Origin of the sequence: Neisseria dentiae (genome assembly GCF_024580525.1) — a bacterium.
Classification (GTDB): Bacteria; Pseudomonadota; Gammaproteobacteria; order Burkholderiales; family Neisseriaceae; genus Neisseria; species Neisseria dentiae_A.
The window spans coordinates 84,896-108,585 of record NZ_JANIKQ010000004.1 but is presented as its reverse complement, the minus strand read 5'-3'; the positions used below and the strand labels follow the sequence as shown (position 1 = coordinate 108,585).

Here is a 23,690-nt window from a genome sequence, read left to right as displayed (position 1 = left end):
TTAAATGAAAGCTTTATCATGGGTTTGCAGCAGGCGTTGCAAAAGCTGCCATTTAAAAGCTAAAAACCTTCAGGCCGTCTGAAAGCATTTCAGACAGCCCGAAGAGTTGCACGGCCGCTTAGCGGGCGCAGATTTCGCTTTCGCTGAAGAAATAGGCGATTTCTTTAGCGGCGTTTTCCAGGCTGTCGGAACCGTGTACGGCGTTGGCATCGATAGATTCGGCAAAGTCGGCGCGGATGGTGCCGGCGGCGGCTTCTTTCGGGTTGGTCGCACCCATCAATTCGCGGTTTTTGGCCACGGCGTTTTCGCCTTCGAGCACTTGGATCATAACGGGGCCGCTGGTCATGAAGGCAACCAGGTCGGCAAAAAACGGGCGCTCTTTATGTACGGCGTAGAAATCTTGGGCTTCTTTGGTGCTCAGGTGTTTCATTTTGGCGGCGATGATGCGCAGGCCGTTGTTTTCAAAACGGCTGTAGATTTGGCCGATCACATCTTTGGCAACTGCATCGGGTTTGATGATGGAAATGGTACGTTCGATAGCCATGAAAAATTCCTTTAATTAATGAAGTTTCCCGACAGGTAAAAACACCTGTTTTTCTTTAATAGCAAAACAAAATAAAAACGATACGGCGTTGCCTCGCCTTGCCGTACTATGTACTGTCTGCGGCTTGGCGCCTTGTCTCCTTTTTATTTTGTTTCACTATAATTCTTGATTTAAACAAAAATCGGGGCGCGTATTTTATCAAACTCTGCCAATATTTTGTTAAATATCGGCATTTTTTTTGCCGAGCGTTAAATGGGGCAGCGCCAGATATTCTTCCGACTGCATTTCCACCATACGGCTGACGGTGCGCACGAATTCGTGGGCGAAGTCGCCTTCCACATAGATTTCTTCGGCGGGAACTTTGCTGGTGGCGCAAAATTTAACGCGGAAATCGTATAACACGTCTATCAGCCAGGTGAGGCGGCGGGCTTCTGCCTTTTCGGCTTCGCTCAGTTTTTCGATGCCCGACACAAACACCATTTCGTAGCGTTCGGCCAGATAAAGGTAATCGGCCTGCGAGCGGGGGCCGAAGCACAGGGCGCGGAAGTCGAACCAGATGGCTTTGTCGTCGTGCGCGTTACACATCAGTTCGCGCCCGTGTATGGTAATCGGGCGGGGATTTTTGGCTTTTCCGTGCGCCACTTGTGCAAACAGCGAGGCGAGTTTGCCTTCGTTTTCTTCGCTGTCGGGCACATAAAACACCTCGGCGGGTTTCAAGGTGCGCAGGCGGTAGTCTTCGCCGCCGTCCACATTGAGAACCGTAAGTTTGCTTTCGATCAGCGCGATGGTGGGCAGAAAGCTGCTGCGGTTCTGCCCTTGCGGGTAGAGTTCCGAAGGCGCGTAGTTGGAAGTGGCCACCAGCACCACGCCGCCTTCAAACAGGTTTTCCAACAAACGCCCCAAAATCATGGCGTCGGCAATATCGCTGACGTGGAATTCGTCGAAACACAGCACGCGGGTTTCTTTGGCGATTTCCGCCGCCACCGCTTTGAGCGGGTTGGCTTCGCTTTTCAGGGCTTTCATGCGCTGGTGCACTTCGGCCATGAAGGCGTGGAAGTGTACGCGGCGTTTGCGGCGGTAAGGCAGACAGCCGTAAAACACGTCCATCAGAAAACTCTTGCCGCGCCCTACCCCGCCGTAAAAATACAGCCCTTTGGGCAGTTGCGGCGAACGCAGGCTGCGGCCCAGAAAACGGTTGCGCTTGCGTTTGAACATCATTAATTCGGTCCACAGCCGGTCGAGATATTCGATGGCTTTGGCTTGGGCGGCATCGCGGATAAACGCGGGCTGCTCCGAGGCGGCTTGATACCAGGTGAGCGGACTGTGGTTGCTGAAATCGGGCGGAACAAAACGGTTTTCTTTATTATTCATCTATTAACATTTATGCAAATCAATATGGGCGCATTATAAATGATTTCAGACGGCCTCCAAGTGTTTATTAAAACAGAGGCCGTCTGAAAACAGTTGGGCGGGCAATCACGCCGTTTTAGTGTGCCTGATGACCGATTTGGAACGTGAGCGTGGTGTAGCTGGCCTGTTTCTGGCAGGTTTTTTGGTCGGGGAAATCGACTTTGTGCTCGACATTGGCTTTCCAGAAGCCTTGGCGCAGCGGGATAATATCTACGCTGCCGTCATCACCTGTTTTATCGTAAAACGCCTGCGCTTCCACTTTATGGTTTTTGCTGCGGTCGCTGGTGTCGAAGCCGTCGAAAGTGGCGGTAACAACGGCACCGGGCAGCGGCTCGCCGTTAAACAGCACGCGCACTTTGAAACGTTCGCCCACATGCACGTTGGCGGGGTTGTCGAGCGGCACGATTTCCAAGCCCTGGCCTACCGGGCGGGTGATGATTTTGGTGTCGGCGCTTTCATGGCCGACGTTAACGATATTTTTGCCGTACATACGGGTTTGCTCGCAATACTCGGCATCGGGCATTTCTTTGATGCTGGCCTGCTTCCAGCCGGCTTTGTTTTTCGACCAGAATGTGGGCTGGTATTCGGCGGTAACCAGATAGCTGCCTTCTTTCACAGGCTTTTTGCTTTGGTATTGATAGTTATGCTGCCCTTTCTGCACCAAATCTTCTTTGCCTTTCTCGGTAACAAGCTGCATAGGCTTGCGGAAGATGTGCAGACGGTCTTTGGCGATCGGCTCCATATCAGGAAACTCGCCGTAGCCAAGCTCGGCTTTGAGGATTTCGCCGCCGTGGGTGTGGGCGCTTTCCACCCAAACGCGGTGGGCGTGGGCGGCGGTTGAGCAAAGCAAAGCGGCTAAAGTAAACAAGGCTGTTTTTTTCATGGTTTTCTCGCTTGGTTGGAAATAAGGGTTTAAAAGTTTTGTTATAATATAACACATACAGGCAAAAATAAACCGAGGCCGTCTGAAAAGGTTTTCAGACGGCCTCGGTTGCTTCTCTATGCCCTTTCTCAGAGTCTGAAACCTTTGCAAAATCCCCATCTGCGGCGCATTTCCGCGTTGTGTGCTGCTCGCTCGCTTGCCTATCTACTTGATATGTCTGCGCTCGCTGCGCTGCTACGCCTTGAACTGCATCCACATCTGGGGGGTTGCAAAGGTCTCAGTCTGAAGCAGATTGAGTTCAACGGTGCGCAGCGTCGCTGCTAATTCTTCATCGACTGCACCGGCGCGGGAATACGCCCGCCGCGCTTCACAAACACTTCGCACGAGCCTTCTTTCACCGGCATAATCGGCGCATAACCCAGCAGGCCGCCGAATTCCACGCTGTCGCCCACGTCTTTGCCGGGCACGGGGATAATGCGCACGGCGGTGGTTTTGCTGTTGATCATGCCGATGGCCGCCTCGTCGGCGATGATACCCGAAATAGTGGCCGCCGACGTGGTGCCGGGCACGGCCACCATATCCAAGCCCACCGAGCAGACGGCGGTCATGGCTTCAAGTTTGTCGAGCGTGAGTATGCCCGATTCGGCGGCGGCAATCATGCCCTCGTCTTCCGACACGGGAATAAACGCGCCGCTCAAACCACCCACCGCGCTCGAAGCCATCATGCCGCCTTTTTTCACGGCATCGTTCAGCAATGCCAGCGCGGCGGTGGTGCCGTGGGTGCCGCACACGCTCAAGCCCATTTGTTCGAGGATACGCGCCACCGAATCGCCGACGGCGGGTGTGGGCGCGAGCGACAAATCGAGGATGCCGAACGGGATATTCAGGCGTTTGGCGGCTTCGTGGCCGATTAACTCGCCTACGCGGGTAATTTTAAAGGCGGTTTTCTTCACCACTTCGGCCACTTCGGTTAGGGTGCGCGCGTCGGAATTTTCCAGCGCGGCCTTTACCACGCCGGGGCCGGACACGCCCACATTAATCACCGCATCGGCCTCGCCCGAGCCGTGGAACGCACCCGCCATAAAGGGGTTGTCTTCCACCGCGTTGCAGAACACCACGATTTTGGCGCAGCCGAAGCCTTCGGGTGTGATTTCGGCGGTTTCTTTGATAATCTCGCCCGCCAAACGCACCGCATCCATATTGATGCCCGCGCGGGTGCTGCCGATATTGATGGAGCTGCACACGATATCGGTGGTTTTCATGGCTTCGGGAATCGAGCGGATAAGGGTTTCATCGGCGGGCGACATACCTTTCTGCACCAGCGCGGAAAAGCCGCCGATAAACGATACGCCGATGGCTTTCGCGGCGCGGTCGAGGGTTTGCGCCACGCTCACATACGAACCGGCTTTGGTGGCCGCGGCGATTTGGGCGACGGGCGTTACCGAAATGCGCTGGTTCACAATCGGCACGCCGTATTTGGCCGAAAGATAAGCGGCCGTCTGAACCAAATCTTTGCCGGTGCGGGTGATTTTGTTGTAGATGTTGCGGTTGAGTTCGTCGATATTGCTGCTGATGCAGTCGTGCAGGTCGATGCCGATGGTGATGGTGCGCACGTCGAAATTCTGGTCGGCCACCATGCGCACGGTTTCGAGAATTTCGTTGGACTGTATGCTTTTGCTCATGATTCAGCCCCTTTAAATGCGGTGCATGGCATTGAAGATTTCTTCGTTCTGCATGCGGATGTCCAACGCCAGCCTTTTGCCCTCTTCGGCAAACAAATCCAGCATCTCTTGGCGCGATTTCGGGCATTCGGCGGTATCCACCAGAATAATCATGGTGAAAAAATCATCCATCAGCTGCTGGCTGATGTTGAGGATGTTGAGCTTGTGTTCGGCAAGGATTTTGGATACGTCGTAAACGATGCCGACGCGGTCTTTGCCGATAACGGTAATCACTGAATTGCTCATGTTGCGTTTCCTTAGCGTTGAGTTTGAGGTTTGAAACGGGGTTTCAGACGGCCTGAGATCTTTGCAAAATTCGCTGAGGCCGTCTGAAATGTTTAAATCCAGTCATTCCCGCGCAGGCGGGAATCCAGATGGAAATATTGAAGTATTGATTAAACAAATACTTGAACGCCAAGCACCTGGATTCCCGCCTGCGCGGGAATGACGGAAATCAGATTTTTCAGGTGGTAATTTGAATTTTGCAAAGGTCTCGGCCTGCTTTTAAACAAAAGGCCGTCTGAAAAAATAAGCCGTATTGTATAGAAAAAGGGGCACGCTGCCATGCCTTTGCCGGCTTAAATCCGCGATTGGCCGAGGGTTGTTTGCTTTACCGCAAACCAAAGGCCGTCTGAAAACTTTCCTTTCAGACGGCCTTTCGCTTGATGCCGGAATGCGGTTAGGAAAACAGGCGTTTCGACAATGTGCCGCCCGGTTCGATGCCCACTTTCTGCATTTCTTCCTGACGCGCCAGCACATAGCTGCGCACATCTTTGAGCCATTGGGTGGAAAGCTCTTCGAGTTTGTCGTTCACCAAATCCAAACCCAGCGTGCTGGAAAGTTTCACCGCCAAATCCATAAAGCGGTTGAACTGTTTTTCGCCTGCGGGCACGTGGGTGATGTCGAACAGCATGCTGAAGCCGCGGTAGGCTTGGTTGGCAAGCAGGCTGGAAGTGAAAGGCGAATTGTCGAGCGTGATGATGCTGAACAGCGGTTCGCCCTGCTCGTTGGGCAGGTGGAACGCGCCGTCGACGCCCAGCTCGAAACCGAGGTTTTCCACGGCGGCGCGCAGCTCGGTGCCGCTGACGGTGCCGCGCGAAACGAGGTGCATGGCGATGGTTTGGTCGACACGGGCGCACAATTCGTCGAGCGGGCGGGCAACGTTCAAGAAAGTTTCCACATCGGTGAGCAGCAGGCCGCCGTTCATTTTTTCGGCAAACTGGTTCACCTGGTCGCCGAAGTTTTCAAGCTCCTGCACGGTGGCCAGGCCGCTGCGGCTGATGGCTTGCAGGCCGATAACGAAGCCTTGGTAGTAAACGCTGGGGATCGGCTCGGCGATTTGGAAGCGGTCGTCCATGGTGCAGCCGGCGATTTGGAAACGGTGGCGGCTGGAAAGGCGGGGAATCGAATGCAGCTCCTGCGCTTCGTGCAGCGAGATATAGGCCATATAGTCGAAGCGGTGGTCGAACCACGGCAACTCGAGCTTGGTGAGGTCGTTCAGATCAAGCAGCAGTTTGCGCTTGCCTTGCAGCTTGGTTTGCGAAAACACCGGCGCGGCCATTTTTTTGAAGTCGAAAGCGGCGTCGGCGGGTTTGACTTCGGGCTGGATAACGGTTTCGGTGAAATCGTCTTCCATTTCAAACTCCACGTCGGGCTTGCCCGCGGCCGCTTCGGAAACTTTGGCGGCAAACAAATCGTCTTTGCTGCCCAAGGTTTCCTGCTCGGAAATATCTTTTTGGCGCAGGGGGCGGATGGGCGCGCCGGCTTGGTCTTGCGATTGGCCGTCGCGCACAAAATCGGTTTTGCTGCCCATCAGGGCATCTTTATCGGAATGGCCGAACTGCTCGCGCACCTGCTGGCGGTATTTGTTTTCTTGATACATATTGTAGGCAATCACGCCCAAAATAACAGCGAGCACGAGCACGACGATAATCAGTGTGGTTTCACTCATATGTAATAATCCGTTAATCCGTGGGGGTTTGGTTTAATGCGGCGATTATAACGAAAATCGCCTGTTCTGGCAGCATCTTTCAGCGCACGATTGCGATGCCGCCCTCCGCCGCCCGCTCCCAATCGAAAAAATGTCCGGGGTCGCTTTTGCGGCCCGGGGCGATATGCTGGTGGCCGGTAACCGCCTCTATCGGGTAGCGTGCCGCCAGCGCGCGCAAAAGGGTGTTTAATGATTGATACTGCGCATCGGTAAAAGGTTCAAAATCGCAGCCTTCCAATTCGATGCCTATCGAAAACGCATTGCATTTTTCGCGCCCGCGAAACGATGAAACGCCCGCGTGATAGGCCACATCGTCGCACGAAACGAACTGCACGGTTTCGCCCTTGCGGTCGATAAAGAAATGGCTGGACACGCGTAATGGGTGTATCACGCTGAAAAACGGGTGTTCCTCAGGGTTGATGCGGTTGGTAAACAGCTTTTCCACCGCGCCCGTGCCGTATTCGAACGGGGGCAGCGAAATATTGTGCAAAACCACCAGCGAAACGGTTTCGCCGTTTTCCCTGGGGCCGAAATTGGGGGAATCGGTGCGCCGCGCGGGCAGCCACCAGCCTTGTTGCCAGTTATCCATAATGAGACCTTTGCCAAACCCCCAGATGTGGATGCAGTTCAAGGCGTAGCAGCGCAGCGAGCGCAGACATATCAAGCAGATAGGCAAGCAAGCGAGCAGCGCACAACGCAGAAATGCGCCGCAGATGGGGATTTGGCAAAGGTCTCATAATGTTTTTCAAATGTTTCCACTCTTGTTTTCAGACGGCCTTTCATACTTTTAACGCCGCCGCTAAACTGCGGCGCTGCAAAAAACGCCGTTTTCGCTTTATACTGCCGCCTGAACCGACACACACGAATCCTACCATGCTGAAAAAATTGTTGAAATGGCTTTCGGCCGCTTTTATTTTGTTCGCCGCCGTTTGGGCAGGGCTGTTATTTACGCCGAAAAACAACGAAAAAACCTACCGTCTGAAAGTGGAAAAAAACCAAGGTATTGCCTCGGTGAGCCGCAAGCTGGCCGATGACAACGTGGTTTACAGCCGCCATGCGCTGTTGGCCGCCGCTTATGTGTTGGGCGTGCACAACCGCCTGCACACCGGCTCCTACCGCCTGCCCAAACAGGTTTCCGCCTGGCAGATTCTGCAACGCCTGCGCGGCGGCCGCCCCGATTCGGTAACGGTGCGTATCGTGGAAGGTATGCGTTTTTCGCAGATGCGCCGCATCATCAACGAAACCGACGATATCGAACACAGCACCCGCGGCTGGAGCAATGAAAAACTGCTGCAAGAAATCGCCCCCGACGCGCCGAGCAGCAACCCCGAAGGGCTGTTTTTCCCCGACAGCTACGAAATCGACGCAGGCAGCAGCGATATCCAGATTTACAAAACCGCCTACCAAACCATGCAGCGCAATCTGCAAGCCGCGTGGGACGAGCGCCAGAGCGGGCTTCCCTATCAAAACCCCTATGAAATGCTGATTATGGCCAGCATCATCGAAAAAGAAACCGCCCACGAAAACGACCGCCGCCACGTTTCCGCCGTATTCACCAACCGCCTTGCCATCGGTATGCGCCTGCAAACCGACCCCAGCGTGATTTACGGCATGGGCGACGCCTATAAAGGCCGCATCCGAAAAGCCGATTTGCAGCGCGACACCCCCTACAACACCTACACCCGCGCGGGCCTCACCCCCACGCCGATTGCGCTGCCCGGCAAAGCCGCGCTCGAAGCCGCCGCACACCCATCCGCCGAAAAATACCTGTATTTCGTTTCGAGGATGGACGGCACGGGCTTGAGCCAGTTCAGCCACACGCTCGACGAACACAACGCCGCCGTGCGCAAATATATTCTGAAAAGATAAGGCATAACACCGCACAGGCCGTCTGAAAACATTTTGCTTCTGTTTAACAAAAATGTTTTCAGACGGCCTTTAACGCGATTTCTTTTATAATGCCGCCTATCCCCCCCTGAAAAGCAAACACCATGCAGGCACAATTCATCACGCTCGACGGCATCGACGGCGCGGGCAAATCCACCAACCTCGCCGTTATCCGCAACTGGTTTGAAACCCGCAACCTGCCGGTTTTGTTTACCCGCGAGCCGGGCGGCACGCCGGTGGGCGAGGCTTTGCGCGAAATCCTGCTCAACCCCGCCACCCAAGCCGGTTTGCGCACCGAAACGCTGATGATGTTCGCCGCACGCTGCCAACACATCGAAAGCGTTATCGCCCCCGCGCTGGCACGCGGCGTGAACGTGGTGTCCGACCGCTTCACCGACGCCACCTTCGCCTACCAGGGCGGCGGCCGCGGCGTGCCGCTGGCCGACATTGCCGCACTTGAAAACTGGGTTCAGGGCGGCCTGCGCCCCGATCTGACCATCCTGCTCGACGTGCCGCTGGAAGTTTCTATGGAACGCATCAGCTGCAACCGCGAAAAAGACCGCTTCGAGCAGGAAGAAGCCGCCTTTTTCACCCGCGTGCGCGATGTTTACCTTAACCGCGCCGCCGCCGCCCCCGATCGCTATGCGGTTATCGACAGCAACCGCGAGCGCGAAGCCGTACGGCAATCTATCGAAGCCGCGCTAAACCGACATTTCCGGCTCTGATTGAATTTTGATTGGATATCGAAAGGCCGTCTGAAACATTTTTCAGACGGCCTTAAAGTATTTTTGCAAAGATCTCGACCCGAAGCTTTACGAAAGCTGTGTCTGCTTCCCAAACACCCGTTCCGTTAAGCGCCGTATTCCGCCCACAGTTGGTCTTGCAGGCTCGCTTCCTCCCCGCCTTCGGCAGGCTCGGCGCGCACGTAGCTGCCGTCGGGGCGCATCAGCCATGCCTGCCGGTTGTCTTGCAGGGCAAGGGTGAGACCTTCGCGTATCACGCGGGCTTTCAGGGCGGCGTCTTCGATGGGCGTGCAGGTTTCGATGCGGCGGAAGAAGTTGCGGCCCATCCAGTCGGCGCTGGAAATATAGGTGTTTTCTTCACCGTCGTTATAAAAATAATACACGCGCGAGTGTTCGAGCTGGCGGCCGATGATGGAGCGCACGCGGATGTTGTCGGACAGGCCGGGCACTTCGGGGCGCAGGGCGCACATGCCGCGCACAATCAGGTCGATTTGCACGCCGGCGGCGCTGGCTGCGTAAAGTGCTTCGATGATGCCGGGTTCAATCAGCGAATTCATCTTGGCGATAATCCATGCGGGGCGGCCGTCTTGGGCGTGGCGCATTTCGCGTGCGATACTTTCCATCAGCATAGTGTGCAGAGTAAACGGGCTTTGGTAGAGTTTGTTCAGACGGCCCGGCTGCCCTAATCCGGTGATTTCCATAAACAGGGTGTTGACGTCGGCGGTGAGGTCTTCGTCGGCGGTAATCAGGCCGAAATCGGTGTAGATGCGCGAGGTGCCTTGATGGTAGTTGCCGGTGCCCAAGTGGGCGTAGCGTTTGAGCACGCCTTCTTCGCGGCGGATAACCAGCGCCATTTTGGCATGCACTTTGTAGCCGAACACGCCGTACACCACGTGCGCGCCGGCGTTTTCAAGCTGCTGCGCCCAGTTGACGTTGTTGGCTTCGTCGAAGCGTGCCATCAGCTCCACCACCACGGTTACGATTTTGCCCGCCTGCGTGGCGCGCAGCAGGGCTTTCACCAGCTCGGAGCTGCTGCCGGTGCGGTAGATCGTCATTTTGATGGCCACCACGTCGGGGTCGGCGGCGGCTTCCTGAATAAAGCGCACCACCGGCTCGAACGATTGGTAGGGATGGTGCAGCAGCACGGGGGCGGCGGCGGCGGCGTCAATCACCGATTTGCCTTTGGTCAGGCTTTTGGGCAGCCCCGCCGTGCGAGGCGGAAACTTTAAATCGGGGCGCTCTACCATGTCGGGCACGGCCATCAGGCGCACGAGGTTGACGGGGCCTTTCACTTGATAGAGTTCGTTGATATCGAGTTTGAAATGGCCGAGCAGGAATTCGTAGATGTGGGCGGGGCAGGTTTCGGCTACCTCTAGGCGCACGCCGTCGCCGTATTCCCTGTCTTGCAGTTCGCTTTGGATGGCGGTGCGCAGGTTTTTGAGGTCTTCTTCGTCAACGGTCAGGTCGCTGTCGCGCGTGAGACGGAACTGGTGGCAGCCTTTGACTTCCATGCCGGGGAAGAGTTTGCCGACGTATTCGTGCAGAATCGACGATAAAAACACGAAGCCGTTGTCGCCGTTGCAGATTTCGGGCGGCAGTTTGAGCACGCGCGGCAGGATGCGCGGCGCCTGCACGATGGCCATGCCCGATGCGCGGCCGAATGCGTCGGTGCCCACCAATTCGACAGCGAAGTTGAGTGATTTGTTGAGCGGGCGCGGAAACGGGTGCGAAGGGTCGAGGCCGATGGGGGTGAGGATTTGCAGCAGCTCGCGGTCGAAATAATCTTGAATCCACGCGCGCTGTTCGGGTGTCCAGTTGCGGCGGCGGTAGAAATGTATGCCTTCTTTGCTCAAGGCCGGTTGCAGCTCTTCGTTAAACAGGGCGTATTGCTCGCGTATCAGCGCGCGGGCTTCTTCGCGGGCCGCGGCGATGGTTTCGGCGGGGGTTTTGCCGCTGTCGAGAATCAAATTGGGGCGCTGCTTCTGCTCGCGCTTGAGATAAGCCATGCGCACTTCGAAAAATTCGTCGAGGTTCGACGATACGATGCACAAAAAGCGCAAGCGCTCCAACAGCGGCACGCGCGTATCCTGCGCTTGCGCCAAGACGCGGCGGTTGAAGGCCAGAAGGCTGAGTTCGCGGCAGAGTAATCGGTTGGTTTCAGACATTATTTGCTCCGTAATCGGCATATTAGGTATTAACCGTAAAGTATAACATTTTCGGCAATACTTTCATCATCATAACGACAGGCCGTCTGAAAAACATTCAGACGGCCTAACTATCGGTTAATCAACTACTAAAAGCAAATTATGCGCCGAACACTTTGAAGCGGCCTTCCAACGGGGCAAACGTTTTTTCGCCTGCAGGGGCGGCAATGCCGCCGAACACCATTTGCGCACGCAAAGTCCACGAAGCGGGAATATCCCACTCTTTGGCAACGGCTGCGTCAATCAGCGGATTGTAGTGTTGCAGATTGGCACCGATACCGGCTGCGGCCAATGTGGTCCATACGGCATATTGGTGCATGGCGTTAGTGTGCTCGGCCCAAACGGGGAAGTTGTCGGCATAAGTGGGGAATTGCGCCTGCAAACCTTTCACTACCTCTTGGTCTTCAAAAAACAACACCGAACCTGCGGCTGCTTTAAACATATCGAGTTTTTGTTGGGTCGGCTCGAATTTGTCGGCAGGAACGATGGCGCGCAATGCGTCTTCGGCAAACTGCCACAATTTTTCATGCTCGGCGCCGAACAACACCACCACGCGGGTTGATTGCGAATTAAACGAAGAAGGCGTGTGCAGCACGGCGTGCTCGACGATGCCCGCCACTTCCGCCGCCGGCAGCGGCAGGTTTTTGTTTAACGCATAAACCGAACGGCGGGTTTCTGCCGTTTGTTGGATATTTTGGTAAGTCATAATATTTCCTTAAATAAAATCAGCTGGTTTTAATAAAACATTCAAGCAAAGCAAAGTGCTTATGCTGCTTTTTTGAATGCATTGTCCAAAGCCCACGCACCACCGCCGGCTGCGGCCAGGTAAAGGAAGATAAAGCTGAACAATGCCGCCGGTTCGCCGCCGTTCAGCAGGGGGAACAATGGCGCAGACGAGGCGTGCGACATAAAATAAGCCACCGCCATCTGACCGGAAAGAACAAACGCAACGGGGCGGGTAAACAGCCCCAGCAGCAACAGGCCGCCTCCTACCACTTCCAAAACACCGGCCAAACCGTAAACCGACATCAGTTGCAGGCCGTCGAACATTTCCACATGCGGCAGGGCAAACAGCTTCGCCGTGCCGTGCAGCATAAACATATAGGCTGCGGCAATGCGCAGAATAGAAAGAATAACAGGCTGAAAACGGGATAAAACGTTCATGAAAATCCTTGTGTATGTGTATTTAGTTAAAACGTGCGCAGTATAGCCGTTTAATTTTTATTGATATACAATCCTTTTATTGAAACAACGTTTACTAATAAGAAAACATGGATACCCTGTTCAGTCTCAAAGTATTCCGCCAAGTGGTGCAAAGCGGCAGCTTCACCCGCGCCGCCGAGCAGCTCGGCATTTCCACCGCCATGGCCAGCAAGCACGTGAGCCATCTCGAAAACACCATCCAAGCCAAGCTGCTGCACCGCAACAGCCGCAACCTGCACTTAACCGAAACGGGCGAAGAATATTTCCGCCAATGCAGCTATGCGCTCGAAACGCTGGAAACCGCCGCCCGCAAAGCCGCCAACGGCACCGACAAACCGCAGGGCGTGTTGCGCATCACCATGCCCAGGTGGTTCGCCAACCCGCGTTTCAGCGGCTGGCTGGCCGAATACGCCGCACGTTACCCCGACGTGTCGCTCTATCTCGATTTGAGCAACCGCCACGTTGATCTGATTGCCGAAGGTTACGATCTGGCCTTGCGCGTATCCGACACGCCCAACCCTTCGCTGATTGTGAAGCCGCTGGCCGATATCGAATTTCTGCTGCTTGCCTCGCCCGATTACCTGCGCCGCAACGGCGTGCCGCAAACCCCGGAAGAGCTTGGCAACCATCCGGCGGTGCTGGCTTCTTATGTGGATATGAGCGGCATCGAAATACGCCACAACGGCAGCGGCAAGCGCACCAAACTGGCCTTGAACCCTGTTGCCCACTCCAACAGCACGCTGATGACAGGCAGCCTGATCCGTGCAGGTGCCGGTATCGGCTACCAACCCGCATGGTGTGTGGACGAAGATCTGGCTTCGGGCAGGCTGGTGCAGCTGCTGCCGGATTACCATATTTTCACCACCAAACTATATGCAGCCTATATAGACCGCACGTTTTTAAGCGCGAAAGTACGCAGCTTTATCGATTTTTTAAGCGAGAAAACCGCCGGTTGAACGCAGCGAAATATGCCGGGCAAGGCTTTTTTAAAATTCATTGAGGCCGTCTGAAACGCCATACCAGACGGCGAAGCCAAATGTACGGCTGCGGTATTTTCAGACGGCCTGCTACCTTTGCAAGCCCACCCTGCAATAAAAAACGCCGCTTCTTTTAAAACGAAGCGGCGTTTGCCATCAGAATCAAGATTATTTACGCAGGCCCAAACGGGTAATCAGGTTACGGTAGGTATCGGGCTGGGTGCGGCGCAGATAGGCCAACAGGCGGCGGCGCTGGCTCACCATTTTCAACAGGCCGCGGCGGCTGTGGTGGTCTTTGGGGTTGGCTTTGAAGTGGGGGGTCAGATCGTTGATACGGAAAGTCAACAATGCAACCTGCACTTCAGAAGAGCCGGTATCGCCTTCTTTGCGTTGGAAATCTTTAACGATTTGCGCTTTTTGTTCTACGGTCAATGCCATGATGGATAAACTCCGAAAAATAATGAACCTTGCGGTTCGGACAAGTTTGCCAAGCCTAAACCCGTGCAAACTCCTAAAATCCGTTTCAAACGGAATGCGCGATTATGCCACAGTTTGCAGCGGTTTGCACGGGTTTGTGAAAACCGCGCCGAAGAAGCCGTTTGTTCAGACGGCCTCTGTTTCAAAAAGCTGCGGCCTACCAGCAGTAATGGCAGAACGGCCGGCGGAACGGCCCGCGGAACGGATAGTAAAAATCGTCCCAGTCGTCATAATAGCGCATACGCTCAAGCTCTTGGCGGGCAAGGTAATTCTGCCACGCCATTTTGTAGCAGGCTTGGAACATCGGGTCGGAAACCTTATCCACATAGCGCAGGCGGAACGATTTTTGTACGGGCGCGTCCGGATTTGCCGACAATTCGAACTGCTGCCGCATCAGTTGTGCGGTTTCCTTGTCGCACTGCGCCGCCAGCGCCACCTGCAAATCCTGCTCGCGTTTTTTCTGCGCCGCTTCGCGTGCGGCGCGCTGCTCGGGGGTAACGGCACAGGCGGCCAGCAGCAGGGCGGCGGCTAAGGCAATCAAGGTGCGGGTTTTGTTCATAACGCTCTCCTTTCGGGCGGATACCCATGAAAATGGAATTTACGCTTTTTTCGGGAAAATTGCACGGCTTACCCGCCGGAGCGGTCTGCTTTCATCAGGCGGTTGACTTCATGCCAGTACCCGTCGGGGCGGCGTTCGAGTTCGGCAATCAGGCCGCTTTCCAAACTGCGGATATCGTCTGCGCCCTGCGTTTCGTTTCCGGCGATGCGCGCGGGGGCTAAAAAATCCATACGCGGCAAAGCATAATAACGCTTGAGGCCGTCTGAAAAATCATATTCCGCCCAATCTTCTATATAGAGGCCGTGCCAGCAATAGGGGTTTAACGGCGCTTGGTTGCCGGGTTGCGCGGCGGCCGAAAAACCGATGCCGCGCACCACCGTAACGGCGCGCACCTGCTGCGGTTGCAGCCCCAACCCGCGCAACACGCCCTGCCCTGCTTCGGTTTGCAGCAAGGCGGTTTGCTGCGTGAGCTTGGCGGCTTTATCGGCCAAACGGTCGTGCGGGTTCAAGCCTATCATTTCAGACGGCCTGCCGCTTCGGCTGCCGTAGTATTTGCAGGTTAGTTCGATGTGGCACGGCTGCCCGTTAATTCGGGCGATGAAGTCGGCCGCGCCTGCGGTTTGGCCTTGTTCGTTTTGCACCACGGCATTTTGCGCCAACAGCACGGTATGCGGCGCGGTTTCCAGCCAAAACGCCAACAGGCTTTCGGCATACCAACCCAAACGGTTGCCGAACGGGCGGCGCGCTTGCAGATATTGCCGCAGGCTTTCGGGGTTGCCGTCCAAATCGAGCAGATAACGGAAGCCTTTGCCGCCCAACAGTTCGCGCACACCCAATTCGGCGCCGCTGTGCCAGAGTGCGGGCGCGGTGAGAACCGAGGCGAGCGCGCGCACGTCGGGGTCGGTTAAACGCCACCACAGGGCGTCGAGGGAGTAATTCATAGCTGTTTATGATTCATGGGATACAGGCCGTCTGAAACGGTTTCAGACGGCCTCAAACTCAATCTTTCAAATTGCGTTTAACGGTGTTTAAAAAACCGCGCAAGATGTCGATGTCTTCGGTTTGCGTGTCCGCCCGCATAAACAGGCTCTGCATGCGGCGCATCAGGCGGTCGCTGTTGCGGCGGTTGAAAAAGCCCACGCTTTCCATCACGCTTTGCATATGGGCAACCATGCCGGCGATTTGTTCGTGGGTGGCGGGGCGTGTTTGCTGCTCAAGATGCGTCATCGGCACATCGGTTTGGCTGAACAGCTCGTAGCACACCACCTGCACGGCCTGCGCAAGGTTGAGCGAGAAATAGCCGGGATTGCCGTTGATGGTCATCAGGCGGTTGCAGCTTTGCACTTCTTCGATGCTCAAACCGAAAGTTTCGTTGCCGAACACCAGCGCCACCTGCTGCCCTTGTGCGGCAGCCTGCAACAGCTCGGGAACCAGCTCACGCGGGGTTTGCAGCGGCGCGGTCAGCTCGCGTTTGCGGCTGGTAAGGGCGCAGCTTAAGGCGGTGTCGGCCAGCGCCTCGGCCAGCGTGGCGGTGATGCGGGCGTTTTCGAGTACGTCGGCGGCGCCCGAAGCCAGCACGAAACTTTCTTCGGGCAGTCTGAACGACTGCGGGTTAGCCGCATCGAACACGGGCGGGTGCGCCGTTACCGGCGTGGCGATAAGCTGCGGGGCAACCAGCGTCAAACGGTGCAGACCCATGGTTTTCATGGCGCGGGCGGCGGAGCCGATATTGGCGGGATGGCTGGTGCGGGCGAGCACAATGCGGATATTGCCGAGATAGTCCGGCAGCGCGGGTTTGGGATTGTTCATGTTTTATTTTCGTAACGGGGGTATAATACGGGCTTCGATTTCATTGTTCAGACGGCCTGAAGCCAAATTGAAAAGGCCGTCTGAAACGTTCTTTAAAAAACATTGGAAACCGCAAAACGCCGAGTTGGTTTGCGCATTATTGTACCCGATTAGCCCGATTGGAAAAGCCACCATGAACCCGATTTTGAACACCGCCCTCAAAGCCGCGCGCAAAGCAGGCGATATGATGATACGCGCCTCGCGCGATTTGGACGCCGTAAAAACCGACAGCAAAGCGTTTAACGATTTCGTTTCCGATGTCGACCGCACTTCCGAAGCCATTCTGGCCGACGCCCTCAAAGAAGCCTATCCCCACCACAAAATCACCGCCGAAGAAGGCGGCACGCAAGGCAAAGCCACCGCCGAATACGAGTGGATTATCGACCCGCTCGACGGCACCACCAACTATCTGCACGGCCATCCGCAATATGCGATTTCGATGGCGCTGCTGCACAAAGGCGTGTTGCAGGAAGCCCTGGTTTACGCCCCCGAGCGCAACGATTTATACATGGCCTCGCGCGGCAAAGGCGCGCTGCTCAACGACCGCCGCATCCGTGTATCCAACCGTATCGAGCTGAACCGCTGCCTGATCGGCACCGGCTTTCCCGTGGTTGACCAAAGCATGATGGACACCTACCTCGCCATTCTGAAAGACATTCTCGCCAAAACCGCAGGCGGCCGCCGCGAAGGCTCGGCCGCGCTTGATTTGTGCGCCGTGGCCTGCGGCCGTTTGGACGGCTTTTTCGAATTCAACCTCAAACCGTGGGACATCGCCGCCGGTGCGCTGATCGTGCAGGAAGCGGGCGGCATCGTTACCGATATGCGGGGCAACGAAGGCTGGCTGGAAAGCGGCGACACGGTGGCGGGCAACCCGAAAGTGCTCGCGCAGATGCTGCAAATCATCGCGCCGCATGTGAAATAAAACCTGCTCTCCAACCCGCAGGCCGTCTGAAACATTTCAGACGGCCTGTTTTACCTTTTACCAAACGATGTTATAACGTAACATTAAATATTTTTAATTTCAATGACTTATATCAAAAATAAGTTTGATTCCCATTTGAAAAAAGTGCATACTTCTCCCAGAAGCAGATGCGGATTATGCCGGCCTAGGGTCTGTCGACGCGACCGGCGAAGCGGTTTTTTGAGGCAAAAAGCGCAGCAAGATTGAACACCTTGCGAGCATTTTAGCTTCGCAAGTCCGCTACGCTACCTAACGCCGCAGACGGGGGATTTTGACCAAAAATACCGCCGTTGCGTTGTGTCGACAGACCCTAACGGCCGCGCAACCGCCGTTTCTGCATTTATCACTTGAATCAGGAGAATGCACCATGAAAATGAAAGCAGCAGTGGTTACCCAAAACAGCGACGGCAACGTAGATATTATCGAACGCGAAATCCGCCCGCTGGAAACCAACGAAGCACTGGTAGAAGTGGAATATTGCGGCGTGTGCCATACCGACCTGCACGTTGCCGCCGGTGATTACGGCCAAAAACCCGGCCGCGTGCTCGGCCACGAAGGCATCGGCATCGTTACCGAAGTGGCGCCCGGCGTAACCCGCCTGAAAAAAGGCGACCGCGTCAGCATCGCCTGGCTGTTTAAAAGCTGCGGCGCCTGCGAATACTGCAACACCGGCCGCGAAACCCTGTGCCGCACCGTTTTGAACGCCGGCTACACCGCCGACGGCGGCATGGCCACACACTGCATCGTCGATGCCGACTACGCCGTAAAAGTGCCCGACGGCCTCGACCCCGCACAAGCCAGCTCGATTACCTGCGCGGGCGTAACCACCTATAAAGGCATCAAAGTTTCCGGCGTTCGCCCCGGCCAATGGATTGCCATCTACGGCGCGGGCGGTTTGGGCAACTTGGGCGTGCAGTATGCGAAAAAAGTATTCGGTGCGCACGTTATCGCCATCGACATCAACGACGACAAACTGGCTTTGGCCAAAGAAGTGGGTGCCGATTTCACCATCAACGCCGCCAAAGAAGACGTGGCCAAAGTGATTCAGGAAAAAGTGGGCGGCGCGCACGCAGCCGTGGTTACCGCCGTTTCGCGCAACGCCTTTAATTCCGCCGTAGATGCCGTGCGCGCCGGCGGCCGCGTGGTTGCCATCGGCCTGCCGCCCGAAACCATGGATTTGTCTATCCCACGCATCGTGCTCGACGGCATCGAAGTCGTCGGCTCGCTGGTGGGCACCCGCAAAGACTTGGAAGAAGCCTTCCAATTCGGCGCCGAAGGCATCGTGGTGCCGGTGGTGCAGAAACGCACGCTCGACGAAACCAACGCCATTTTCCAAGAAATGCGCGACGGCAAAATCCAAGGCCGCATGGTTATCGACATGAAAGCAAGCTGCGGCTGCGGTAATCACTAAACCCTGATGGCAGCATCAAACACAGGCCGTCTGAAATATTTCAGACGGCCTGTTTATCCATTACAATAGCCCTCCACCATCAAGAAGAAAGCAGCCCATGATAGCCGTTATCGGCGGCAGCGGCCTCACCCGACTGCCCGAACTCAACATTACCCAACGCCGTATCGTGCGCACGCCCTACGGCCTCACCAGCAGCCCGCTGCTGTTCGGCACGCTCGGCAGCCGCAGCATCGTGTTTCTCGCCCGCCACGGCCTCAACCATTCGCTCGCCCCGCACGAAATCAACTACCGCGCCAATATTTGGGCGCTGCATTCCGTAGAAGCCGAAGCCGTGGTTTCCGTGTCTTCCGTAGCTGCATTGAGCGATGCCTACGAACCCGGCTCGCTGGTGGTGCCCGACGATTTGGTCGATTACACTTTCGGTCGCCACAGCACGCTTTTCGAAGGCCAGCAGCACGAAGTGGTGCATACCGATTTTTCCGACCCCTACGACAACGCCCTGCGCCGCGCCCTGCTCGAACACGCCGCAAGCCACAACACGCCCGTGCACAGCCGCGCCGTTTACGGCTGCCTGCAAGGGCCGCGCATGCCCACCCGCGCCGAAGTGCGCCGCTACCGCAACGACGGCGTCGACATTATCGGCATGACCGGCATGCCCGAAGCCGTGCTCGCGCGCGAACTCGGCCTGCCCTACGCCCACCTGTGCGGCGTAACCGGCATCGCCTGCATGAACAGCGGCCGCGAAGCCGCGTGCAACCTCGACGACATCCACGCCATCGAAAAAATCCGCCGCCTGCTGGTGGATTTGTAAACCGCCGTTTCAGACGGCCCCAAGCCTTGGCAAAACCCCAATCAGGCCGTCTGAAAACCAAACACCGTGCACCAAACAAGGAGCCGCCATGCCGCACACTCTTCCCACTGTTACCGTCGGCCTCGTTTCCGCCAGCGACCGCGCCAGCAGCGGCGTGTATGCCGACGAAGGCATCCCCGCCCTGAAACAATGGCTGCAAGCCGCCGTGAAAAACCCGATCAATTTCGCCGAAGCGCTGGTTGCCGACGAACAGAGCGCCATCGAAGCGGTGCTGCGGCGCATGGCCGACACCGACGGCTGCGACCTGATCTTCACCACCGGCGGCACCGGCCCCGCCCCGCGTGACGTTACCCCCGAAGCCACGCTGGCGGTTATCGATAAAGAAATGCCCGGCTTCGGCGAGCAGATGCGCCAAATCAGCCTTTATTATGTGCCGACCGCCATCCTGTCGCGCCAAACCGCGGGCATACGCGGCAAATGCTTAATCGTCAACCTGCCCGGCCGCCCCAAAGCCATCGCCGAAACCTTGGGCGGTGTGCGCGGGGAAGGCGGGGAAATCAAAGTCCACGGCCTGTTTGCCGCGATTCCGTATTGCGTCGAATTAATCGGCGGGGCGTTTATCGAAACCGACGAAACGGTGTGCAAAGCGTTCAGGCCGAAACAGAAATAACGCCGGATGCCCCGTTTATCCGAACTATTTTTATAGAAACAAAACTTGAGGCCGTCCGAAAACTTTTCAGGCGGCCTATGTTCTTGGCAACATTCCTTTCAATATCTTAAAACCTCTGCGTCATACTCGGGCTTGACCCGAGTATCTCATTTTCCTAAAGATTTCTGAAACCCAAAAAGATGCTCGGGTCAAGCCCAAGTATGACGGCGTTTGGGTATTTCAGACGGCCTGCCCTACCCTAACCTCGCGGATGATGTTCCTGCACAATGCTTTTCAGCCGCTCGTTGGCAACGTGGGTGTAAATCTGCGTGGTGCTGATGTCGGCGTGGCCGAGCAAGAGCTGCACCACACGCAAATCGGCGCCGTGGTTGACCAAATGGGTGGCAAAGGCGTGGCGCAGGCCGTGGGGGCTGAGGTGCTGGATGCCGGCGCCCTCGGCGTATTTTTCCACTATCATCCACGCCAGTTGGCGGCTGATGCCCGCGCGTTTCTGGCTCACAAACAATTCGTCGCAAATGCGGTTTTTCAATAATTGCGGCCGCGCTTCGACCAAATAGCGCTCTATCCAATACACGGCTTCGGCGCCCAGCGGCACGATGCGTTGTTTGTTACCTTTGCCGATGGTGTTGATGATGCCTTTGCCGAGGTTGGCTTCATTCACTTTCAGCTTCACCGCTTCGCTCACGCGCAGGCCGGTGGCGTAGATCAGCTCCAGCAGGGCTTTATCGCGCAGGCCGTGCGGCGATTCGGTGTCGGGCGCGTTCAACAGTGCCTCGATTTGCGCTTCGGTAATCAGCTTGGGCAGCGTTTGCACCTGCTTGGGTGCGCTGAGGTGGCGGGTGGGGTTGTCGGCGCGCTGCTCGGTTTCAAGCAGCCAGCCGTAGAGCCGCTTGCAGGCCGACAGGGCGCGGGCCTGCGAGCGTGTTTTTTCATCGGGGTGGTAAACGGCGGCGGCCAAGTCGGTGCTTTGCGCGGTTTGCCAGTCCAAGCCCTGCGCGCGCAGGCGGCCAACGACTTTTTCCAAATCGCGGCGGTAGGCATCGAGCGTGTTTTGGCTCAAACGGTGGTTCAGCCACAGGTGTTCGAGCAGGCGTTCGGCAAGGGGGTCGGGGTGTTTTTCAGACGGCATAACAGGGTTTCACAGGGCGGCCGTTACGATAATCAAGGCGACAACCGCAACGATGGCCGCCAGAATGGCCAACATGGCGATTTTGGCGGCTTGAGACCTTTGCAAAACCCCCATCTGCGGCGCATTTCTGCGTTGTGCGCTGCTCACTCGCTTGCCTATCGTGTGATATGTCTGCGCTCGCTGCGCTGCTACGCCTTGAACTGCATCCACATCTGGGGGTTTTGCAAAGGTCTCGGTTTTGGCTTTAACCGCCGCCAGATGCGCTTCTGCCCTCGCTTTATCGGCCAAGGCTTCGGCCAAAAGGATTTCCATCTCGGCCAGGCGTTTCTGCAAATCGGGTTGGGGGTTTTCGTTCATATCGTGGTGTTTGGTTGTGTTTTTTCAGACGGCCTGCACCGTTCGGCCAAACGGTTATATAGTGAATTCACTTACTTCAGTACAAGGCAGCAAGCCGCAGACAGTACAAATAGTACGGAACCGATTCTGTTGCCGCTTTAGTGGCTTACAAAATCGTTCTCTTTGAGCTAAGGCGCAGCAACGCCGTAATGGAGTAAGCGAATTCACTATATTTCCACGCCTTCGTGTTTCAGCAGCCAGCGTTTGATATTGAGCGCTTCGCCCTCGCCGCTGGAAAAGCCGCCCAAACCGTGTTTGGCAACCACGCGGTGGCAGGGCACCACCAGCGCGAGCGGGTTTTTGCCGCACGCGCCGCCAACGGCGCGCGGGTGGCTGCCGATTTTGCGGGCGATGTCTTGGTAAGTCATCACCTGCCCGGCGGGAATTTCGGCAATCGCCTGCCACACTTTCCGCTGATAGGCGGTGCCCTGCTCCGAAACAGGCTGGTTAAAGTTTTTCAGACGGCCTGCGAAATAGCCGTCGAGCTTGCGCTGCCACGCTTCGGGCAGGGGATACGGCGCATACTCGGGCTTGCCAGAAAGATGCAGTTCGAGCAGGTTGTTTTGCGCGTCGAAAACCAGCGTAATGTTGCCGAACGGAGCGGCGTATAAACAGGGATAGCGGTTCATAATGCTTACCTTGGCCGTCTGAAAACCCGCAGCCGGATTTTCATTGTTTTTTAAACCCCGGTGTCTGTTGACACAACGAATGACAAACGTTCAACCGGCCAAACCCAAACGTGCCGCCAGCCGCTCCTTAACCTGCGGCCATTCGGCGCGGATCAGGCTGTACATCACGGTGTCGCGCACGCTGCCGTCGCGGCGCGCCTGCTGGCCGCGTATCACGCCGTCTTTTTGCGCGCCCAGCCGTTCGATGGCCTGTTGCGAGCGGGTGTTCAGGTTGTCGGTGCGCCAGCCCACGGTTTGTGCGCCCAGCGTGTCGAAAGCGTGGCACAGCAGCAGGTATTTGCAGGTGGTGTTGGCACGGCTGCGCCAGTAGCTTTGCGCATACCATGTGTAGCCGATTTCCAAGCGTGCGGCGGCGGGAATGATGTCGTGATAGCTGGTGCTGCCGATAACTCTGCCGCAGGTTTCGTCTATCACGGCGAAGGCCAGGCGGTCGGAGGTGAGCAATGCTTGGCGGATATAGGCGGCGGTTTCGTGCGGCTCGGGCACCGAGGTAAACACCAGCCGCCACAATTCGCCGTCGGCTGCGGCTTCGCGCAGGCCCTGTTCGTGCTGCATGCCCAGCGGCTCCAGGCGGATGCCGTTCAGACTGAGGGTTACGGGTTGCGGAGTATTCATAGATATGGCTTTCAAGACAGGTTTTGCAGGGTTTCCAACACTTCCTGCGCATGGCCGGCCACTTTCACTTTGCGCCATTCGCGGATGATTTCGCCGTTGCGGCCGAGCACGAAAGTGCTGCGCTCGATGCCCAGCGATTCTTTGCCGTAGAGTTTTTTCAGTTTGATTACGTCGAACATTTTGCACACGGTTTCGTCGGCGTCGCTCAACAGCTCGAACCGGAAACCCTGTTTGGCGCAGAAATTCTGGTGCGATTTCACGCCGTCGCGCGAAATGCCTACTACGGTATAACCCAATGCCTCAAACTGCGCCAGGCGGGCGTTGAAATCCAAGCCTTCGGTGGTGCAGCCGGGCGTGCTGTCTTTCGGGTAGAAATACACCACCAGCGGCAGATGTTCGGATGACACGAAATCGCGGCCGGCGCTGGAAGGCAAGGTGAAGTGGTATGCCATATTTGCTCTTTCTTGCGGAAATGTTTTCAGACGGCCTTATCTTATATCATTTCGGGCGGGTGCCAAAAGCCTTATATAACGGATTAAATTTCAAATAAGACAAGGCGCCG

Annotated in this window: 27 protein-coding genes and 1 pseudogene; 9 read left to right on the top strand and 19 right to left on the bottom strand. The window is 56.4% G+C overall.

Annotated elements, in window-relative coordinates; all coding sequences use genetic code 11:
• Nucleotides 1–118: 118 nt before the first annotated feature.
• The 3 genes from ndk to NQ012_RS04140 all read right to left on the bottom strand — a co-directional run bounded on the left by ndk (nt 119) and on the right by NQ012_RS04140 (nt 2,837).
• Complete coding sequence (ndk, locus tag NQ012_RS04150; protein ID WP_257066353.1) at nt 119–544, bottom strand: nucleoside-diphosphate kinase; 426 nt, start codon at nt 542–544, stop codon at nt 119–121.
• Between the two features lie 219 nt (nt 545–763).
• On the bottom strand, nt 764–1,915 hold the full coding sequence (zapE, locus tag NQ012_RS04145) for a cell division protein ZapE (protein ID WP_257066352.1): 1,152 nt from the start codon (nt 1,913–1,915) through the stop codon (nt 764–766).
• 115 nt (nt 1,916–2,030) lie between these two features.
• Nucleotides 2,031–2,837: a DUF4198 domain-containing protein gene (locus NQ012_RS04140; protein WP_257066351.1), complete on the bottom strand. Its 807-nt coding sequence runs from the start codon at nt 2,835–2,837 to the stop codon at nt 2,031–2,033.
• A gap of 144 nt (nt 2,838–2,981) precedes the next feature.
• Between NQ012_RS04140 and NQ012_RS04135 the strand changes: the two genes are divergently transcribed.
• Nucleotides 2,982–3,161: a hypothetical protein gene (locus NQ012_RS04135; RefSeq protein ID WP_257066350.1), complete on the top strand. Its 180-nt coding sequence runs from the start codon at nt 2,982–2,984 to the stop codon at nt 3,159–3,161.
• Here NQ012_RS04135 and NQ012_RS04130 read toward each other — a convergent pair.
• From NQ012_RS04130 to NQ012_RS04110, 5 genes are all read right to left on the bottom strand, one after another.
• A complete protein-coding gene (locus tag NQ012_RS04130; RefSeq protein WP_257066349.1) occupies nt 3,158–4,519 on the bottom strand; it encodes a PFL family protein in 1,362 nt (453 codons plus the stop codon). The genes NQ012_RS04135 and NQ012_RS04130 overlap by 4 nt on opposite strands.
• Nucleotides 4,520–4,531: 12 nt before the next feature.
• Nucleotides 4,532–4,804, bottom strand: a complete 273-nt coding sequence (locus NQ012_RS04125) for an ACT domain-containing protein (RefSeq protein ID WP_085366997.1) — start codon at nt 4,802–4,804, stop codon at nt 4,532–4,534.
• Between the two features lie 433 nt (nt 4,805–5,237).
• A complete protein-coding gene (locus tag NQ012_RS04120; protein ID WP_257066346.1) occupies nt 5,238–6,509 on the bottom strand; it encodes a cell division protein ZipA C-terminal FtsZ-binding domain-containing protein in 1,272 nt (423 codons plus the stop codon).
• Between the two features lie 79 nt (nt 6,510–6,588).
• Nucleotides 6,589–7,137 (bottom strand): 1,6-anhydro-N-acetylmuramyl-L-alanine amidase AmpD, encoded by a 549-nt coding sequence (gene ampD, locus NQ012_RS04115; RefSeq protein WP_257066345.1) that lies wholly within the window; start codon nt 7,135–7,137, stop codon nt 6,589–6,591.
• Entirely contained in the window at nt 7,130–7,285 is a 156-nt protein-coding gene (locus tag NQ012_RS04110; protein ID WP_257066385.1) for a lipoprotein signal peptidase, read from the bottom strand. Before NQ012_RS04110 ends, ampD begins: the two co-directional genes overlap by 8 nt.
• A gap of 136 nt (nt 7,286–7,421) precedes the next feature.
• On the opposite strand from NQ012_RS04110, the gene mltG reads away from it, so the two are divergent.
• Together mltG and tmk are read left to right on the top strand one after the other, a co-directional pair.
• Nucleotides 7,422–8,417: an endolytic transglycosylase MltG gene (gene mltG, locus NQ012_RS04105; protein WP_257066344.1), complete on the top strand. Its 996-nt coding sequence runs from the start codon at nt 7,422–7,424 to the stop codon at nt 8,415–8,417.
• A gap of 122 nt (nt 8,418–8,539) precedes the next feature.
• The gene (gene tmk / locus NQ012_RS04100; RefSeq protein WP_257066343.1) at nt 8,540–9,160 is read left to right on the top strand and encodes a dTMP kinase; all 621 of its coding nucleotides are present in this window, start codon (nt 8,540–8,542) and stop codon (nt 9,158–9,160) included.
• Between the two features lie 125 nt (nt 9,161–9,285).
• Here tmk and ppk1 read toward each other — a convergent pair whose 3' ends face one another.
• From ppk1 to NQ012_RS04085, 3 genes are all read right to left on the bottom strand, one after another.
• On the bottom strand, nt 9,286–11,343 hold the full coding sequence (gene ppk1 / locus NQ012_RS04095; protein WP_257066341.1) for a polyphosphate kinase 1: 2,058 nt from the start codon (nt 11,341–11,343) through the stop codon (nt 9,286–9,288).
• 139 nt (nt 11,344–11,482) lie between these two features.
• Nucleotides 11,483–12,088, bottom strand: coding sequence for a nitroreductase family protein (locus tag NQ012_RS04090; protein WP_257066340.1), 606 nt, complete (start codon nt 12,086–12,088; stop codon nt 11,483–11,485).
• A 59-nt stretch (nt 12,089–12,147) separates the two neighbouring features.
• Nucleotides 12,148–12,546 (bottom strand): DoxX family protein, encoded by a 399-nt coding sequence (locus NQ012_RS04085; RefSeq protein WP_257066339.1) that lies wholly within the window; start codon nt 12,544–12,546, stop codon nt 12,148–12,150.
• Between the two features lie 107 nt (nt 12,547–12,653).
• Here NQ012_RS04085 and NQ012_RS04080 point away from each other — a divergent pair, with 107 nt between their 5' ends.
• Nucleotides 12,654–13,541 carry a LysR family transcriptional regulator gene (locus tag NQ012_RS04080; protein ID WP_257066338.1) on the top strand — a complete coding sequence of 296 codons (888 nt, stop codon included), beginning with the start codon at nt 12,654–12,656 and terminating at the stop codon, nt 13,539–13,541.
• A gap of 189 nt (nt 13,542–13,730) precedes the next feature.
• On the opposite strand, the gene rpsO is transcribed toward NQ012_RS04080, so the two are convergent.
• From rpsO to NQ012_RS04060, 4 genes are all read right to left on the bottom strand, one after another.
• Nucleotides 13,731–14,000: a 30S ribosomal protein S15 gene (gene rpsO, locus NQ012_RS04075; RefSeq protein ID WP_085364963.1), complete on the bottom strand. Its 270-nt coding sequence runs from the start codon at nt 13,998–14,000 to the stop codon at nt 13,731–13,733.
• Nucleotides 14,001–14,196: 196 nt separating this feature from the next.
• Nucleotides 14,197–14,598 (bottom strand): hypothetical protein, encoded by a 402-nt coding sequence (locus tag NQ012_RS04070; protein WP_257066334.1) that lies wholly within the window; start codon nt 14,596–14,598, stop codon nt 14,197–14,199.
• A 68-nt stretch (nt 14,599–14,666) separates the two neighbouring features.
• A complete protein-coding gene (locus NQ012_RS04065) occupies nt 14,667–15,539 on the bottom strand; it encodes a DUF1853 family protein (RefSeq protein WP_257066333.1) in 873 nt (290 codons plus the stop codon).
• Between the two features lie 58 nt (nt 15,540–15,597).
• On the bottom strand, nt 15,598–16,407 hold the full coding sequence (locus tag NQ012_RS04060) for an RNA methyltransferase (RefSeq protein ID WP_257066331.1): 810 nt from the start codon (nt 16,405–16,407) through the stop codon (nt 15,598–15,600).
• Between the two features lie 172 nt (nt 16,408–16,579).
• Here NQ012_RS04060 and NQ012_RS04055 point away from each other — a divergent pair, with 172 nt between their 5' ends.
• The 4 genes from NQ012_RS04055 to mog all read left to right on the top strand — a co-directional run bounded on the left by NQ012_RS04055 (nt 16,580) and on the right by mog (nt 20,299).
• Complete coding sequence (locus tag NQ012_RS04055; RefSeq protein WP_257066330.1) at nt 16,580–17,368, top strand: inositol monophosphatase family protein; 789 nt, start codon at nt 16,580–16,582, stop codon at nt 17,366–17,368.
• Between the two features lie 406 nt (nt 17,369–17,774).
• Nucleotides 17,775–18,818 carry an alcohol dehydrogenase AdhP gene (gene adhP / locus NQ012_RS04050; protein ID WP_085364968.1) on the top strand — a complete coding sequence of 348 codons (1,044 nt, stop codon included), beginning with the start codon at nt 17,775–17,777 and terminating at the stop codon, nt 18,816–18,818.
• Nucleotides 18,819–18,915: 97 nt separating this feature from the next.
• Complete coding sequence (locus NQ012_RS04045) at nt 18,916–19,629, top strand: S-methyl-5'-thioinosine phosphorylase (protein WP_257066326.1); 714 nt, start codon at nt 18,916–18,918, stop codon at nt 19,627–19,629.
• A gap of 88 nt (nt 19,630–19,717) precedes the next feature.
• Nucleotides 19,718–20,299, top strand: a complete 582-nt coding sequence (mog, locus tag NQ012_RS04040; protein WP_257066324.1) for a molybdopterin adenylyltransferase — start codon at nt 19,718–19,720, stop codon at nt 20,297–20,299.
• Between the two features lie 238 nt (nt 20,300–20,537).
• Here the strand turns inward: mog and xerD are convergent, their stop codons facing one another.
• Nucleotides 20,538–21,428: a site-specific tyrosine recombinase XerD gene (gene xerD, locus NQ012_RS04035; RefSeq protein ID WP_257066322.1), complete on the bottom strand. Its 891-nt coding sequence runs from the start codon at nt 21,426–21,428 to the stop codon at nt 20,538–20,540.
• Nucleotides 21,429–21,527: 99 nt separating this feature from the next.
• Between xerD and NQ012_RS04030 the strand changes: the two are divergent.
• A pseudogene (locus tag NQ012_RS04030) lies at nt 21,528–21,676 on the top strand (lipoprotein signal peptidase).
• Between the two features lie 315 nt (nt 21,677–21,991).
• On the opposite strand, the gene NQ012_RS04025 reads toward NQ012_RS04030, so the two are convergent.
• The 3 genes from NQ012_RS04025 to NQ012_RS04015 all read right to left on the bottom strand — a co-directional run bounded on the left by NQ012_RS04025 (nt 21,992) and on the right by NQ012_RS04015 (nt 23,580).
• A complete protein-coding gene (locus tag NQ012_RS04025; RefSeq protein ID WP_257066320.1) occupies nt 21,992–22,453 on the bottom strand; it encodes a methylated-DNA--[protein]-cysteine S-methyltransferase in 462 nt (153 codons plus the stop codon).
• A gap of 90 nt (nt 22,454–22,543) precedes the next feature.
• Nucleotides 22,544–23,128, bottom strand: a complete 585-nt coding sequence (locus NQ012_RS04020) for a GNAT family N-acetyltransferase (protein ID WP_257066318.1) — start codon at nt 23,126–23,128, stop codon at nt 22,544–22,546.
• Nucleotides 23,129–23,139: 11 nt separating this feature from the next.
• Nucleotides 23,140–23,580, bottom strand: a complete 441-nt coding sequence (locus NQ012_RS04015; protein ID WP_257066316.1) for a peroxiredoxin — start codon at nt 23,578–23,580, stop codon at nt 23,140–23,142.
• Nucleotides 23,581–23,690 lie beyond the last annotated feature (110 nt).

Excerpts from the sequence above, each read along its gene's own strand:
- NQ012_RS04090 (WP_257066340.1), bottom strand. The coding sequence starts at position 12,088 with ATGACTTACCAAAATATCCAACAAACGGCAGAAACCCGCCGTTCGGTT.
- NQ012_RS04020 (WP_257066318.1), bottom strand. The coding sequence starts at position 23,128 with ATGAATACTCCGCAACCCGTAACCCTCAGTCTGAACGGCATCCGCCTG.
- xerD (WP_257066322.1), bottom strand. The coding sequence starts at position 21,428 with ATGCCGTCTGAAAAACACCCCGACCCCCTTGCCGAACGCCTGCTCGAA.
- rpsO (WP_085364963.1), bottom strand. The coding sequence starts at position 14,000 with ATGGCATTGACCGTAGAACAAAAAGCGCAAATCGTTAAAGATTTCCAA.
- NQ012_RS04140 (WP_257066351.1), bottom strand. The coding sequence starts at position 2,837 with ATGAAAAAAACAGCCTTGTTTACTTTAGCCGCTTTGCTTTGCTCAACC.
- mltG (WP_257066344.1), top strand. The coding sequence starts at position 7,422 with ATGCTGAAAAAATTGTTGAAATGGCTTTCGGCCGCTTTTATTTTGTTC.
- NQ012_RS04080 (WP_257066338.1), top strand. The coding sequence starts at position 12,654 with ATGGATACCCTGTTCAGTCTCAAAGTATTCCGCCAAGTGGTGCAAAGC.
- NQ012_RS04065 (WP_257066333.1), bottom strand. The coding sequence starts at position 15,539 with ATGAATTACTCCCTCGACGCCCTGTGGTGGCGTTTAACCGACCCCGAC.
- ndk (WP_257066353.1), bottom strand. The coding sequence starts at position 544 with ATGGCTATCGAACGTACCATTTCCATCATCAAACCCGATGCAGTTGCC.
- adhP (WP_085364968.1), top strand. The coding sequence starts at position 17,775 with ATGAAAATGAAAGCAGCAGTGGTTACCCAAAACAGCGACGGCAACGTA.
- NQ012_RS04125 (WP_085366997.1), bottom strand. The coding sequence starts at position 4,804 with ATGAGCAATTCAGTGATTACCGTTATCGGCAAAGACCGCGTCGGCATC.
- NQ012_RS04070 (WP_257066334.1), bottom strand. The coding sequence starts at position 14,598 with ATGAACAAAACCCGCACCTTGATTGCCTTAGCCGCCGCCCTGCTGCTG.
- NQ012_RS04015 (WP_257066316.1), bottom strand. The coding sequence starts at position 23,580 with ATGGCATACCACTTCACCTTGCCTTCCAGCGCCGGCCGCGATTTCGTG.
- NQ012_RS04110 (WP_257066385.1), bottom strand. The coding sequence starts at position 7,285 with ATGAGACCTTTGCCAAATCCCCATCTGCGGCGCATTTCTGCGTTGTGC.
- NQ012_RS04060 (WP_257066331.1), bottom strand. The coding sequence starts at position 16,407 with ATGAACAATCCCAAACCCGCGCTGCCGGACTATCTCGGCAATATCCGC.
- NQ012_RS04025 (WP_257066320.1), bottom strand. The coding sequence starts at position 22,453 with ATGAACCGCTATCCCTGTTTATACGCCGCTCCGTTCGGCAACATTACG.
- tmk (WP_257066343.1), top strand. The coding sequence starts at position 8,540 with ATGCAGGCACAATTCATCACGCTCGACGGCATCGACGGCGCGGGCAAA.
- NQ012_RS04085 (WP_257066339.1), bottom strand. The coding sequence starts at position 12,546 with ATGAACGTTTTATCCCGTTTTCAGCCTGTTATTCTTTCTATTCTGCGC.
- NQ012_RS04130 (WP_257066349.1), bottom strand. The coding sequence starts at position 4,519 with ATGAGCAAAAGCATACAGTCCAACGAAATTCTCGAAACCGTGCGCATG.
- mog (WP_257066324.1), top strand. The coding sequence starts at position 19,718 with ATGCCGCACACTCTTCCCACTGTTACCGTCGGCCTCGTTTCCGCCAGC.
- ampD (WP_257066345.1), bottom strand. The coding sequence starts at position 7,137 with ATGGATAACTGGCAACAAGGCTGGTGGCTGCCCGCGCGGCGCACCGAT.
- NQ012_RS04120 (WP_257066346.1), bottom strand. The coding sequence starts at position 6,509 with ATGAGTGAAACCACACTGATTATCGTCGTGCTCGTGCTCGCTGTTATT.
- NQ012_RS04055 (WP_257066330.1), top strand. The coding sequence starts at position 16,580 with ATGAACCCGATTTTGAACACCGCCCTCAAAGCCGCGCGCAAAGCAGGC.
- NQ012_RS04045 (WP_257066326.1), top strand. The coding sequence starts at position 18,916 with ATGATAGCCGTTATCGGCGGCAGCGGCCTCACCCGACTGCCCGAACTC.
- ppk1 (WP_257066341.1), bottom strand. The coding sequence starts at position 11,343 with ATGTCTGAAACCAACCGATTACTCTGCCGCGAACTCAGCCTTCTGGCC.
- zapE (WP_257066352.1), bottom strand. The coding sequence starts at position 1,915 with ATGAATAATAAAGAAAACCGTTTTGTTCCGCCCGATTTCAGCAACCAC.